Origin of the sequence: Roseburia sp. OM02-15, assembly GCF_003481835.1 — a bacterium.
GTDB lineage: Bacteria > Bacillota > Clostridia > Lachnospirales > Lachnospiraceae > Eubacterium_I > Eubacterium_I ramulus_A.
The window spans coordinates 65,707-79,916 of the sequence record NZ_QULX01000005.1 but is presented as its reverse complement, the minus strand read 5'-3'; the positions used below and the strand labels follow the sequence as shown (position 1 = coordinate 79,916).

The 14,210-nt window shown below is 43.6% G+C and carries 10 protein-coding genes and 1 pseudogene; 10 read left to right on the top strand and 1 reads right to left on the bottom strand.

Annotated elements, in window-relative coordinates; all coding sequences use genetic code 11:
• The first annotated feature begins 217 nt into the window (after nucleotides 1–217).
• From DXB15_RS06520 to DXB15_RS06510, 3 genes and pseudogenes are all read left to right on the top strand, one after another.
• A complete protein-coding gene (locus DXB15_RS06520) occupies nucleotides 218–2,338 on the top strand; it encodes an efflux RND transporter permease subunit (RefSeq protein ID WP_118702382.1) in 2,121 nt (706 codons plus the stop codon).
• A complete protein-coding gene (locus tag DXB15_RS06515) occupies nucleotides 2,307–4,511 on the top strand; it encodes a hypothetical protein (protein WP_118702381.1) in 2,205 nt (734 codons plus the stop codon). The genes DXB15_RS06520 and DXB15_RS06515 overlap by 32 nt, the downstream gene beginning before the upstream one ends.
• Nucleotides 4,512–4,555: 44 nt before the next feature.
• A pseudogene (locus DXB15_RS06510) lies at nucleotides 4,556–4,834 on the top strand (hypothetical protein); the annotation flags it as partial.
• A 137-nt stretch (nucleotides 4,835–4,971) separates the two neighbouring features.
• On the opposite strand, the gene DXB15_RS06505 reads toward DXB15_RS06510, so the two are convergent.
• Nucleotides 4,972–5,241 (bottom strand): GNAT family acetyltransferase, encoded by a 270-nt coding sequence (locus tag DXB15_RS06505; RefSeq protein WP_109216448.1) that lies wholly within the window; start codon nucleotides 5,239–5,241, stop codon nucleotides 4,972–4,974.
• 360 nt (nucleotides 5,242–5,601) lie between these two features.
• Here DXB15_RS06505 and DXB15_RS06500 point away from each other — a divergent pair, with 360 nt between their 5' ends.
• The 7 genes from DXB15_RS06500 to DXB15_RS06470 all read left to right on the top strand — a co-directional run bounded on the left by DXB15_RS06500 (nucleotide 5,602) and on the right by DXB15_RS06470 (nucleotide 14,209).
• Nucleotides 5,602–6,555, top strand: coding sequence for a C39 family peptidase (locus DXB15_RS06500; protein WP_109216447.1), 954 nt, complete (start codon nucleotides 5,602–5,604; stop codon nucleotides 6,553–6,555).
• 250 nt (nucleotides 6,556–6,805) lie between these two features.
• The gene (locus DXB15_RS06495; RefSeq protein ID WP_118702380.1) at nucleotides 6,806–8,635 is read left to right on the top strand and encodes a B12-binding domain-containing radical SAM protein; all 1,830 of its coding nucleotides are present in this window, start codon (nucleotides 6,806–6,808) and stop codon (nucleotides 8,633–8,635) included.
• Complete coding sequence (locus DXB15_RS06490) at nucleotides 8,632–9,378, top strand: 3'-5' exonuclease (protein ID WP_187119648.1); 747 nt, start codon at nucleotides 8,632–8,634, stop codon at nucleotides 9,376–9,378. The genes DXB15_RS06495 and DXB15_RS06490 overlap by 4 nt, the downstream gene beginning before the upstream one ends.
• 123 nt (nucleotides 9,379–9,501) lie before the next feature.
• A complete protein-coding gene (locus DXB15_RS06485) occupies nucleotides 9,502–11,097 on the top strand; it encodes a VanW family protein (RefSeq protein WP_118702379.1) in 1,596 nt (531 codons plus the stop codon).
• 342 nt (nucleotides 11,098–11,439) lie between these two features.
• Entirely contained in the window at nucleotides 11,440–12,429 is a 990-nt protein-coding gene (locus tag DXB15_RS06480) for an AIR synthase family protein (protein ID WP_118702378.1), read from the top strand.
• A gap of 119 nt (nucleotides 12,430–12,548) precedes the next feature.
• Nucleotides 12,549–13,031, top strand: a complete 483-nt coding sequence (locus DXB15_RS06475) for an Lrp/AsnC family transcriptional regulator (RefSeq protein WP_109216440.1) — start codon at nucleotides 12,549–12,551, stop codon at nucleotides 13,029–13,031.
• Nucleotides 13,028–14,209, top strand: coding sequence for a pyridoxal phosphate-dependent aminotransferase (locus DXB15_RS06470; RefSeq protein WP_109216439.1), 1,182 nt, complete (start codon nucleotides 13,028–13,030; stop codon nucleotides 14,207–14,209). Before DXB15_RS06475 ends, DXB15_RS06470 begins: the two co-directional genes overlap by 4 nt.
• Nucleotide 14,210 lies beyond the last annotated feature (1 nt).

The following is a 14,210-nucleotide window of genomic DNA, read 5'->3' as shown; positions in this document are numbered from 1 at the left end:
ACAAAAATAGGCAAACGTAGCATTTACGGATACAAAATGTGAAATGTGTCTATAAAATAGAAACATATTATCTAAAAAGAATTTAATGCAGATACACACAAAAAAGATTGGATATTCTATTATCCAGTCTTTTTTTCTATTCTATTACAACGAACAGACGCCTGTTACGGGGCGTTCAGCTAATTGCAGAATATAGAGTAGAAAGAGATGAGAAGAGATGCTGAAATTTGGAAAAGGCGTAGTCAAGTCGCGGTTTATCATTTTCATTGCAGCGATCCTGCTGCTGATCCCGTCCGTATTTGGCTATCTGCACACGAGAGTGAATTATGATATCCTTTCCTATTTGCCGGAGGATATCGAGACAATGAAGGGACAGGATATTCTGGTAGACGAATTTGGTACGGGAGCGTTTTCTACCTTCGTCGTTGACGGAATGTCGAATAAGGATGTCAGTACCTTAAAGGCAAAAATTGAACAGGTTGATCACGTAAAATCTGTTCTGTGGTACGACAGTGTGGCGGACATCAGTATCCCGACAGATATGTTGCCGGAAAAATTGCAGAAGGTATTTTTAAGTGACGAAGGCACATTAATGTTTATTTTGTATGATACAACGATGTCGGCAGATGAGACCATGGAAGCGGTAGAACAGATCCGTGCAATTTCAAATGAGCAGTGTTTTTTAAGTGGAATGTCAGCGGTTGTTACGGATATCAGGGATCTTTCTGATAAGGAAGTTCCGGTCTATGTTGTGCTGGCAGTTATTTTATCATTGATTGTATTATCCCTGACGATGGATTCTTTCCTGATACCGATCTTTTTCCTGCTCAGTATCGGAATGGCGATCATCTATAACTTGGGTACGAATGTTTTCATGGGAGAGATCTCCTATGTGACAAAGGCGCTGAGTGCAGTGCTGCAGCTTGGCGTGACGATGGATTATTCGATTTTCCTGTGGCACAGTTATGAAGATCAGAAAAAAATCTATGAGAATGACCATAAAAATGCTATGGCGCATGCGATTTCACAGACCGTTACTTCTGTTGTGGGAAGTTCCATCACGACGGTTGCCGGATTTATTGCATTGTGTTTCATGAGTTTTACCCTGGGTAAAGATCTTGGAATCGTTATGGCAAAAGGCGTGGTATTTGGTGTTATTGGATGTGTAACCATACTTCCGTCTATGATCCTGATTTTTGACAAACCGCTGGAAAAAACAAGACATAAAGCAATTTTGCCGGATCTTGGAAGAATTTCCGGTTTCGTGACAAAGCGGTTTCCGATTTTTCTGCTGATTTTTGCGGTACTTCTGGTTCCGGCAATTTACGGACAGAAACATGCAGAAGTTTACTATGATTTGGCAGGAACGCTGCCGGAAGATCTGCAGAGTTTTATGGCAAATGAAAAACTGAATGAGGAGTTTGACATGAACTCCACGCATATTTTGCTGGCAGACAGTCATATGAAGGCAAAGGATGCAGAGAAAATGCTGGAGCGTATCGATCAGGTAGATGGAGTCAAAGTTGCCATCGGAATCGACAGTATTATCGGACCTTCTGTTCCGAAGGATATGATTCCACAGTCCATTCGAGATATTCTGGAAGATGATAAATATCAGATGATTCTGATCAGTTCCGAATACAAGACAGCATCCGATGAGGTAAATGCCCAGATCGATGAGATCAACGACATTGTAGCGGCTTATGATGAAAACGGCATGCTGATCGGTGAGGCACCGTGTACCAAGGATCTGATCACCATTACGGACACCGATTTTAAAGTGGTCAGTGCGATTTCCATTGTGGCAATCTTTGTGATCATTGCGCTGGTATTTCGTTCCATTACACTTCCGGTCATTCTGGTTGCTGTTATTGAGTTTGCAATTTTTGTAAATATGTGTATTCCATTTTACACGCATACACAGATCCCGTTTATTGCATCCATCGTAATCGGAACGATTCAGCTTGGTGCGACCGTCGATTATGCAATTCTTATGACGAACAATTATAAGGGTGCGCGCATGGCGGGACTGGAGAAAAAAGAAGCGGTACAGCGGGCCGTTGCATCTTCGGCACAGTCCATTGTAGTCAGTGCATTGAGCTTTTTCGCATCTACGTTTGGTGTAGGTGTTTACTCTAATATTGATATGATCAGTTCTCTGTGTATTCTGATGGCGCGTGGAGCACTGATCAGTATGGTAGTCGTTATTTTTGTACTGCCGGCGATGTATATGGTATTTGACAAAGTCATCTGTGCAACAAGTGCAGGATTCAGATCTGGAACAAAGGGAAAGGAGAGCAAAACAAATGAAATTCTCAAAAGTAAAACAGTTTCTTAAATCAAAAAAAGTTGTTCGCGTGGGAGCCTGCGTTCTGGCAGCGATCATTGTAGCAGGTGGCACAGGCGCTTATCATGTATATGGTCAGAAAGCGGCAGCTGTGCAGGATAGCACACAGAAAACCACGGATGAGAGCGAAAACGATACAGATAAAGAAGAAAATATTTTAAAACAGGTATTAAAGAGTCAGACTGATGGAGAGGAAACTACCGTTGACAAGGAAGAAACCGTTTATGTGGTCGCAGATCCGGATGGTACACCGAATGAAGTGATCGTCAGTGACTGGTTGAAAAATCACAGCGGAGCAGCAACATTAGAGGATGTCAGTGACCTGAAAGATATTGAAAACGTAAAAGGCGATGAGACTTTTACGCAGGGGGCTGACGGCGCGTTGACCTGGCAGGCAGATGGAAACGACATTTATTATCAGGGAACAACCGATAAGGAACTTCCAATCGATATGAAGATGACTTACTATCTGGATGGAAAGGAAATCTCCCCGGAGGATCTGGCAGGAAAGAGTGGAAAAGTAACCATCCGCATGGATTACACCAACAAAGAAAAAACAGAAGATGGCGTGTATGTGCCATTTACAGCGGTTACCGGCATGATGCTCAATAAAAATTTCACAAATGTGGAAGTGACAAACGGTAAAGTGGTCAGCGATGGCAATAATCAGGTCGTTGTCGGATTTGCTTTTCCGGGATTATCCGAAAGTCTGGATCTGGACAGCAAAGACCTAGAAGATATTGAGATTCCGGATTACGTGGAAGTGACTGCGGATGTGGAAGATTTTTCACTTGATATGACTATGACATTCGTGATGAGCGATATTTTGCAGGAGCTGGATGTGGATCAGGATATTGATCTGTCTGGTATTGAGGATGCAATTGATTCCCTGAGTGATGCTTCAAATCAGTTGGTAGATGGAAGCAAAGAACTTGCAGACGGAACCGGAAGTCTGGTGGATGGCGTGAAAGCCTATACAAACGGTGTGTCTACGTTAAAGAGCGGCATTGGTGCCTATACGGATGGTGTGTCTCAGGTGAAATCCGGTGTGGATGCCTATACCGATGGAGTCGCACAGGTGGCAGGCGGAACAAAACAGCTTGCAGATAAATCCGGTGATCTCAAAGACGGTATCACACAGCTGGTAGGCGGTGCAATGCAGATTCAGACGTATTTTGCAGGCGATGACGGAATCGTGAATGGTGCAAAGAAACTGTCAGATGGTGTCAACCAGTTGGATGTTGCATTGAATGCAGGTGTGACGGATGAGGAAGCTGCACAGGCAGAAACAGCAGCAAAGCAGACCGTAGAGCAGATGTTTGGACAGGATACAGATGCTTATAAGGGTGTGGCTCAGCAGGCAGTAGCTGTTTATAGTAATGGTGTGAAAAATTCAACAGATTTGTCTGATAGTGTAACGGCTGCGTTAAAAGATACCTTTAAACAGATTAATCCTACGCTGACAGATGAACAGGCAGCAGATTATGCACAGGCAATGTCACAGCAGTTGATCAACAGTATCGCAGATAATACATCAGCTTCCGTTGGTCAGATCGCTGCAGAATCTGCCAAGAGTGGTGCTGAACAGGGTGCCATTGCAGGTGCAAAGAGCGGAATTGCTTCTACAAAATCAGCGATTGCTGCTCAGATCGAGCAGGGCGGACTGGTATCCGGAGCACAGACATTAAGTGCCGGTGTTCAGAAGCTGTATAATGAAGGAATTGAGCCGCTGGCAGTTGGTATGCAGAGCCTCAATAACAGTGTCCCAGAGCTGATGAAAGGCATTCAGACGTTGAATAATGGTGCTGCAACTTTGAATGATAACAGTGCGGCATTAAAATCAGGTGTCAATACATTGAACAGTAAAGGCAGTGAATTAAATGCCGGAGCTGCAACACTGGATAATAACAGCGGAATGTTGAATGATGGTGCGGCTAAACTGAACGATGGTGCGAAAAAACTCAGTGATGGTATGATTCAGTTTGATGAGGAAGGAATCCAGAAGCTGAGTGATGCGTACCATGGTGATGTGGAAGAATTGTTAGACCGCGTCGATCAGGTACTGGATGCCGGAGCTTCTTATCATACATTTTCTGGTTTGAAGGATGATATGAGTGGAAGTGTGAAATTTGTGATTCGGACCGAGGCTATTGAAACTAAATAATATACAAAAATGAAGGATAGTTTTAAGTTAAAGTAGAAAAGAAAAAAAGTCTGATGTACATAGGCAGAGCGTATGAGAAGATTGTACCTACGCGGGATCGTTATAAGCGTGGGTTAGTGAAATTACCAAAGCCAGAGTTTTATACTTTTTATAATGGTACTTCGAAGATGGAAGCGGAAAGGACATTGTATTTATCTGATGCTTATAAGATAAAGGATGGTGATCCAATGTTGGAGTTGAAGGTTCGTGTGATTAATATCAATTCCGCAGCGCATCATGAGATATTGGAAAAGTGTCAGGTATTGAACGAATACAGTATGTTCAACTCAGACTGAGATAAAGTGATTTTGTAACATAAATGTGCCCCAAATTGATTTTTTATTGATGTGCGGTTGGTAGCCGGAAAGATAAAATCAATCTGGGGTGCTTTCAAAAAATATGCGTTATTAGACAAAGTGTTTTAGTCACAAAAGTGTTCTGTATGAAATTTATTTAAATAATCGCAGACCTCTGTCAGACCATCATCAGTAAATGGATAACTGGCAGATGTTTTCTGTTCATCCGGTGTGGTATCAAAATTATACGGTCCCGGCCACACGGTCACCCGCAGTACGGTGTCGCCTTCTTCCGGTGCATATTTTTCAATGCGGTAATGCATGCCTTTGTAGCTGCCGTGAAAACGTTCTTTTTTATAGAAGTTAATATTAAAAATGTCTGTTCTTGCAATCATGAAAAATTTCCTTTCTATGTCCTGATATTTCTGCAAATATTTATGTAAATCCTGGGAATGAATCATTGTATGAAATACAATTCGATAAAATATTGCTATGTATATGCAAACTATCTTTATTTTAGCTTTTGCAGGAAAAATATGCAAGGGCACAGATAAAAGCGGTGCAGATCATCCAGAAATAAGATTTCTGTAAGAAAATCGTAAGTTTTTGGACAGGTTATATTTAAATATCTTCAATATAGATGTGCTTTACTAAAAGAAAGAGAAAGAATCTTATTATGAATTACAGTAAGACACAAAGAAGATATATGCAAAAAGTGACTTTGTATACATTCGACACAGGGAGAAGGATGAGAGATGAAAAAATCGGATGAGTATGAATATGACCTGATTTATTACGATAATAAAAGACTGGAGCAGACCGATGCGTATGGATACACACGGAACGAAAGCAAGCAGGACTACGGATATGGGCAGTGGGATGATGGAAGCAGGAGTGGACGGCAGACATCCCGGGCACGAATGAGTAAAAAGCAGCAGAAGAGACGGCGCAGAGCCAGAAGAAGAAAACAGTTTCTGGCAATTGTTCTGGTGATCCTGGCAGTTGTAGTATGTGGAAAAACGGGAATGATCGACAGGATTAGGGCATCTGTCGGCGTGATTTCTACCTCAGAACTTCAGTCGGAAGGTTACCCGGACAGTTTGATCCGTTTGTATGAGAAACATCCTGAGGCAAGAGAAATTGTCCTGGATTATAAAAATTATATAAATGATGATGCGAGTGAGGAAAGCATAGATATTTCCGGGGATGTGACGGATGGAAAGATACCGCTTTTTATTCAGTGGGATGAACGTTGGGGATATAAAACCTATGGTGATGATTTTCTGGCAGTGACCGGTTGCGGACCGACCGCACTTTCTATGGTTTGCGTGGGATTGACCGGAAATCTGAATATGAATCCTTACGCGGTAGCAAAAATGGCGCAGGCGGATGGCTACTATGTCAATGGCAGCGGTTCTTCTTGGAATATGATGACAGGACTTGCCGGTGACCTTGGTTTGTCTGCAAAGGAACTGGGACTGGATGCAGATACGATTCGCAGTAAACTGAGGGACGGTCATCCGATCATCTGCATTATGGGACCGGGGGATTTTACCAGTACCGGACATTTTATTGTGCTGACCGGGGTGAAATCCAATGGAGATGTCACGGTAAATGATCCGAACAGTCGGAAAAACAGTGATAAAAGCTGGGATCTGGAAGAAATTATGTCACAGATGCGAAATTTGTGGGTATACAGCAAGGCATAATAAAATCAGGGATAATTTTTCCTTTCGCTGTGTCAAGTAATAGGTAAGAAATGTAACCAGATTGTAAATATCCATTTTGGTTTCTGGCGGAATATATATGAAAAGTATGCAGTTATAAGACCTTTGAAATGAGGTTTTGTAGCTGCATTTTTCCTTTTCTTTTTTTTCGGTTTGTGGTATCGTATGAAATACTTAAGACGTAAGAAAATAAAAGAATAACGATAGAGAAAAGAGAGATGGAGCATTTCAGATGAAAATTTTATTGACAGCAATCAATGCAAAATATATTCATTCAAATCTGGCAGTGTATTCGCTGCAGGCATATGCAGCGGCGCACGGACATAAAATTGAGCGGGCAGAGTATACGATCAATAATCAGTTAGAGGATATTCTGGAAAAAATATATTGTCAGAAGCCGGATATACTGCTTTTTTCCTGTTATATCTGGAATGTTGAGTATGTAAAGGAACTGGTGTCGGAATTTCATAAACTGCGCCCGGAAGTACCTATCTGGGTGGGCGGTCCGGAAGTATCTTTTGAGACGGAACGATTTTTGAAGGAAAATCCTGCCATCACCGGAATTATGATGGGCGAGGGTGAGCGGACACTGACGGAATTGTGTGAGTATTTTGAACAATGCGAACAGGATGCGCACTCCTTGTCCCAGAATAGAGATGAGGCACGGAATGAGACAGCGGGGGCAGGAATGGAATATGAGAAGAAGTCAGGTGCTTTCACAGAGTTAAATGAGGAAATGTTGAAAAAAATCGATGGTATTTCCTATCGCAGATCCGATGGAACAGTGGCAATTCAGCCGCTGCGCAATCTGCTTCCGATGGATGAACTTCCGTTTTGTTATGCGAATCTGAAGGACTTTGAACACCGGATCATTTATTATGAATCCAGCCGTGGATGTCCGTTTAACTGCAGTTACTGTCTGTCCTCCGTGGACAAAAAGCTGCGGTTTCGCAGTCTGCCGCTTGTATACAAAGAATTGCAGTTTTTTATTGATGCAAAAGTGCCGCAGGTAAAATTTGTAGATCGTACTTTTAACTGTCAGCATGAGCATGCCATGGGAATCTGGAAATATATTAAGGAACATGATAACGGCATTACGAATTTTCATTTTGAGATTTCTGCGGATCTGCTCAGAGAAGACGAACTGGAGCTGATCTCTGATATGCGTCCGGGACTGATCCAGCTTGAGATCGGGGTGCAGTCCACCAACGGAGATACGATTCGTGAGATTCATCGTACCATGCGTCTGGAGGAAGTGTACCGGGCAGTGAATCGGGTAAAAGCCGGTAAAAATATTCATCAGCATCTGGATCTGATCGCGGGACTGCCGTTTGAAGATTATCAGAGATTTCAGAAGTCCTTTAATGATATTTATGCACTGCATCCGCAGCAGCTACAGCTTGGATTTTTGAAAGTATTAAAGGGCTCTTATATGTATGAACATGCACAGGAGTACGGTCTTGTGTACCGCAGCCGTCCGCCATATGAGGTGATGGCAAGTAAATGGGTTTCTTATGATGAAATGCTGGAGATCCGTCTGGTGGAAGAAATGCTGGAACTTCATTATAACAGTGGACAGTTCCTGACGTATCTGGCAGTTCTGGAGTGGAAGTATGACAGTACTTTTCAGATGTTTCTGGATATGGGACATTTTTATCGGGAACATGGTTATCTGGATTGCAGTCACAGCCGTGTACGGCGGACAGAGATTGTACAGGAGTTTGCAGAGATCGTTGATCCGGAGCGCAGGGATATATACCGTGAGGCACTGATTTTTGACTTGTATAAGATTGAAAAATCCAAAAGCCGTCCGTTCTGGGCTAAGAATGTGCAGCAGGACAAACGGCAGACCGGAAAATATCTGCGGGAACATGGTATGGAGAAAAAATACTGCCATTTTGAGTATTTTGAGCATATCAACGAAAAGGGCGAGATTACAGAGGAGAAAGATCCGTTATGGTTGCTTTTTGATTATGAGAACAGGGATTCTCTGACGAATGAGGCGGCACTTTTCAGAATTGATGAGATGGGATTACAATCGGGATGCGGAGGTGTGCAATGATTCCGAAAAATGAAAATGACCTGATCGTGGTTGATCTGGAAATGACCGGTCTGCAGGTGAAAACGGACCGGATTCTGGAAATCGGTGCTGTCAGAATCCATGAGGATCAGATTACAGATTCGTTCCAGACGTTTGTCAATCCACACCGCAGACTGGAGGAACGGATCATAGAGCTGACGGGTATTACCGATGATATGGTGGCAGATGCACCGGAGGCAGATGCGGCACTGGAAGCGTTTCTGGCATTTGCGGAAGATTGTCCATTGTTAGGACATAATATCCGGTTTGATTATGGATTTTTAAAACAGTGTGCGATAAATAACGGGCGTAAGTTTGAGCGGAAAGCACTGGATACGTTAAAAATTGCCCGGAAAGTATTAAAGGAACCGGAAAAGAAATCATTGGATGCGCTGTGCGGCTATTTTTCCATTGTGCGGGATCATGCACATCGGGCAGTGGACGATGCGCGGGCAACAGCAGAACTGTATCTGCTTTTGAAAGCGCAATATCAGGAGCAGGAACCGGGTCTGTTCTGCCCCAAAGAGGTTCATCTTCATATAAAGAAGCAGGGATCACTGACACCGGCACAAAAAAGAGACTTGAATCATTTGATGATTTATCATAGAATAGAGTCTGATATCGAAATTGACAGCTTGACAAAAAGTGAGGCTTCGCGTATGATTGACAAAATTTATGCGAAGTATGGACGGATTCCGAAACAGGAGGTTTCAGACAATGTATAAGAAGTCAAAGAAAAAAAGAATACTGGCATCTATTGTGGTATTGATCGTGTTAGTTGCCATGGTAGTGACCGGAATATTATCTGCACTGTTAATATAGTACAGAAAACAGAAAGGTGAACATATATGAAAAAATGGATCAGGGTGTTACCGATCCTTGGTGTTGCTGTGCTGGCAGCCGGTATCGGACATCAGAGTGCACTTGCAAAGAAAAGTGAAGATTCAGTGATCGCAGACCGTATTTTTATCGGAGATGTGGCAGTGGGCGGCATGACAGATGACGAAGCGACAGCAGCTGTGGAAAAATATGTCGACGATCTGGCAGATGAGAAGATTACATTGACGATCAATGATGTGTCTGTAGAGGCGACAGCCGCAGATCTGGGATTGAGCTGGCAGGACACCGAGAGCGTACAGAATGCGGTGGCTTATGGCAAAAGCGGTAATCTGATCGCACGTTATAAAGCAAAAAAAGATCTGGAAAATGAAGATAAAGTATTTCCAATGCCGCTGGTTGTAGACCAGGAAAAGACAACGGCATATCTGGAGGAGCATGAAGGTGAGCTGAACCGTGATGCGGTAGATTACGGTCTGACCAGAGAAAACGGTGAGTTTAAAATTATCGAAGGTCAGGATGGTATCGTGGTAGATGTGGCAAAATCTGTGGATACCATTGATGAAAGTTTTCAGGCAGGATGGAAAGCGGACAGCACCATTGAACTGGCAGCAGAAGTCAGTAAACCAAAAGGATCTGAGGAAGAACTTCAGAAAGTAAAAGATGTTCTGGGAACATTTTCTACCAAATATGCATCCTCTGCCTCTGGAAGAAAAGCAAATATTGCAAATGGTTCTAAGAAAATCGATGGAACGGTGATTTATCCAGGGGATGAATTTTCCGTATATCAGACGGTAGCACCGTTTAATGCGGATAATGGTTATAAACTTGCCGGAGCCTATGAGAATGGTACAACGGTAGACGCTTACGGTGGTGGAATCTGTCAGGTTTCCACGACGTTATACAATGCGGTGATCCGTGCGGAACTGGAAGTGACAGAGCGATCCGGTCATTCTATGATCGTTAATTATGTAGATCCGTCGGCGGATGCAGCGATCGCCGGAGAATATAAAGATTTTAAATTTAAAAACAGTACAGAAGCACCGATTTATATAGAAAGCTATGCAAATGGTACGACGATTTCCTTTACCATTTACGGACAGGAAACACGTCCGGCAAACCGAAGCATTTCTTTTGTGAGTGAGACGCTCAGTACCACAGATCCGGGTGTGAAATTTCAGGAATCTTCGGATGCCGTTGGTACGATCAGTAAGACACAGAGCTCTCATGTAGGAAAATCTGCCCGTTTATGGAAGGTTGTTACCGTAGACGGAGTGGAGGAGAGCCGTGAAGTATTTAACAAAACGACTTATAAAGCATCACCGACAATTTATGCGGTAGGCGTATCTTCGGAAAATCCGGAGGCAGTATCTGCGATGAAAGCAGCGATTGCCACCCAGGATGAGGGTACGATCCGTGCGGCAGCAGCACAGTGGAAGAATGCAGTGCAGCAGCCGGAGCAGACAACAGATCCAACGCAGGATCCGAATGCAAGTCAGACACAGCCGGCAGATGGAACGAATCAGGCTGGACAGACCGATAATTCTGCCCAGCAGACACAACCGGCAGATAACCAGTCTGCAGATCAGGGAACGACAGCACAATAAAAGATCAAGTCGAACGCAAGTGAGACTTGGTGCGTGATTCTGGTCAGCGTAAGCTGACATATTCTTCTCAGAATCACTGCACTCTACACTCCGTTCCGGTCGGCGCAAAACCATTGTCTCCCAGACAATGTGCGCCCTCGCGGAGTGTTTATCTCAGTCGGAGATTGAACTCCCACTGAGAAAGATTTGTTATTACTCATCACTTACAGAAGTGGGGGTATCAACTCAGACTGAGATAAAAGAATGAGGCTGTCCTGAGTGACAGCCTCTCTGTGTCTTTTTGCAAAAATATTTTGTAAGGGATGCACTTTTTTGAAAAATAGTGGAAGGAACAAAACAGAGATGAAACAGGGAAAATTACCGGAAAACGTGTTGAAACGTTCGGTATTCAAACAATTGCATACAAAGCGTAAAGATGTATTGCTTTCCGCAGGTGTAGGGGAAGATTGCGCTGCTTTCACTCTGAAGGAAGATGAAGTGGCAGTCCTTTCCACAGATCCGGTGATCTGGGAAAATTCTCTGGATGGAAGATATGCGGTGCATGCGAATCTGAATGATCTGGCAACCAGTGGCGCAGAACCAATCGGACTGATGCTGACTGCCATGCTGCCAGCGGATATCGAAGAAGCACAGATCCGCGAAATGGTAAAAACCATTGCGGCGGAATGCGAACCGTTACAGGTGCAGATCCTTGGTGGACATACAGAGATTACCGATGCAGTGAACCGCCCAATCATTTCTGTGACAGCGGTTGGAAAAACAAAAAAAGGACAGATCCTGTCTACATCTGGAGCAAAACCGGGAGATGATATCGTGATCACAAAATGGATCGGTCTGGAGGGAACCGCAAAGCTGGCGCATGCGCGTCGTGAGGAGCTGCTTTCCCGATATCCGGCTCATCTGATTGATGAAGCAGAAGCGTTTGAACAGTATTTTTCTGTTATCCCGGAGGCCGCTACCGCCATGAAGTCTGGCGTGAGAGCAATGCACGATGTGACTACAGGAGGCATTTTTGGTGCGCTGTGGGAGCTGGCAGAAGCCTCTGGCGTCGGACTTGACATAACATTGAAAAAAATACCGATCCGGCAGGAAACCGTAGAAATCTGTGAATTTTTTGACATCAATCCGTATCAGATTGCTTCCGGAGGAAGTCTGCTGATGGCAGCGGAGGATGGCAACCGATTGGTTATGGATCTGGCGAAAGAGGGGATTCCGGCAGTCGTTGTGGGAAAAGCAACAGCCGGAAACGACAGAGTCCTGATCAATGAGGAAGAACGCAGATTTTTGGAGCCGCCACGAGCGGGACTGCAGGTAAGTGACCTGCATATTTAATCAGGAATTGATAAATTTTAGAACAAGATCCTGAAGTTGAGTGGAGAGATGATTTTGCACATCTCCAAATTATTACAGAAAAAAGTTTTGTAATTAGAGTTGTAAGGGAGGAACCGAACATGCGTGAAAAGATTTTGACATTTATAGAGAAGAATAGCCGCATTGCTATCAAAGAATTAGCGATTATTCTTGGGGAAGATGAAATCAGCGTAGCAAATGAACTGGCAGCAATGGAAGCAGAGCACATTATCTGCGGATATCATACACTGATCAACTGGGATAAGACAGATATTGAAAAAGTAACTGCTCTGATCGAGGTAAGCGTTACCCCGCAGAGAGGACAGGGATTTGATAAGATCGCAGAGCGTATCTACAACTACCCGGAGGTAAATGCAGTTTACCTGATCTCCGGAAGTTATGATCTGCTTGTAACTATCGAGGGACGTACCCTGCGTGAAGCAGCACAGTTCGTATCAGACAAACTTTCACCACTGGATTCCGTACTGAGTACCAAGACAAACTTCATTTTGAAGAAGTACAAAGACCACGGAACCATTATGGCAGAAAAAGAAAAAGATGAAAGGATGCTGATGACACCATGAGAAACCCATTATCAAAAGTAATTACAGAAATTGAGCCATCCGGTATCCGTAAGTTTTTTGACATTGTAAGTGAAATGAAGGATGCAATTTCTCTTGGTGTTGGTGAGCCGGATTTTGACACACCATGGCATATCCGTGATGAGGGTATCTATTCTCTGGAAAAGGGAAGAACTTTCTACACATCAAATGCCGGTTTAAAAGAATTAAAAATTGAGATCGCTAATTTCCTGGAGCGGAAATACGGTCTGGAATATGATTATAACCATGAAATTATGGTTACTGTCGGTGGAAGCGAGGCCATTGATATCGCAATGCGTGCCATGCTGGATCCGGGCGACGAAGTGCTGATCCCGCAGCCGAGTTATGTATCCTATCTGCCATGCGCAAAGCTGGCAGGCGGTGTGCCGGTTGTCATTGAACTGAAAGCAGAAAATCAGTTCCGTCTGACCAGAGAAGAACTGGAAGCTGCAATCACACCGAAGACAAAGATTTTAGTACTTCCATTCCCGAACAACCCGACCGGTGCTGTTATGGAGAAAAGTGATCTGGAAGCGTTGGTGGATCTTATCGTTGCAAATGATCTCTATGTTATTACCGATGAGATTTATTCTGAACTGACTTATACCGATGACGGACATGTGTCTATTGCATCCCTTCCGGGAATGAGAGATCGTACCATTTATATCAATGGATTATCAAAATCTCATGCAATGACAGGATGGCGTATCGGATATGCATGTGGACCAGAGGTGATCTTACAGCAGATGCTGAAAATTCATCAGTTTGCAATTATGTGTGCACCGACTACCAGCCAGTATGCAGGTGTTTCTGCACTGAAAAACGGCGATGAAGACGTGGCACATATGCGTGACGAGTATAACGGACGTCGTCGTTATCTTATGCATCGTTTTAAAGAGATGGGACTGGAATGTTTTGAGCCGTTTGGTGCATTTTACGCATTCCCGTGTATCAAAGAATTTGGCATGACTTCCGACGAGTTTGCAACCAGATTTTTGCAGGAGGAGAAAGTAGCAGTTGTTCCGGGAACCGCATTTGGTGCCTGTGGCGAAGGCTTTTTACGAATTTCCTATGCATATTCACTGGAAGCATTGAAAGAAGCATTAGACCGTATGGAGCACTTTGTACAGAAACTCCGTGCAGAGAAAAAGGAAGCATAGA

Bases quoted from the DNA above. Each gene is read 5' to 3' on its own strand.
- DXB15_RS06520 (WP_118702382.1), top strand. From the start codon at position 218: ATGCTGAAATTTGGAAAAGGCGTAGTCAAGTCGCGGTTTATCATTTTC.
- DXB15_RS06515 (WP_118702381.1), top strand. From the start codon at position 2,307: ATGAAATTCTCAAAAGTAAAACAGTTTCTTAAATCAAAAAAAGTTGTT.
- DXB15_RS06505 (WP_109216448.1), bottom strand. From the start codon at position 5,241: ATGATTGCAAGAACAGACATTTTTAATATTAACTTCTATAAAAAAGAA.
- DXB15_RS06500 (WP_109216447.1), top strand. From the start codon at position 5,602: ATGAAAAAATCGGATGAGTATGAATATGACCTGATTTATTACGATAAT.
- DXB15_RS06495 (WP_118702380.1), top strand. From the start codon at position 6,806: ATGAAAATTTTATTGACAGCAATCAATGCAAAATATATTCATTCAAAT.
- DXB15_RS06490 (WP_187119648.1), top strand. From the start codon at position 8,632: ATGATTCCGAAAAATGAAAATGACCTGATCGTGGTTGATCTGGAAATG.
- DXB15_RS06485 (WP_118702379.1), top strand. From the start codon at position 9,502: ATGAAAAAATGGATCAGGGTGTTACCGATCCTTGGTGTTGCTGTGCTG.
- DXB15_RS06480 (WP_118702378.1), top strand. From the start codon at position 11,440: ATGAAACAGGGAAAATTACCGGAAAACGTGTTGAAACGTTCGGTATTC.
- DXB15_RS06475 (WP_109216440.1), top strand. From the start codon at position 12,549: ATGCGTGAAAAGATTTTGACATTTATAGAGAAGAATAGCCGCATTGCT.
- DXB15_RS06470 (WP_109216439.1), top strand. From the start codon at position 13,028: ATGAGAAACCCATTATCAAAAGTAATTACAGAAATTGAGCCATCCGGT.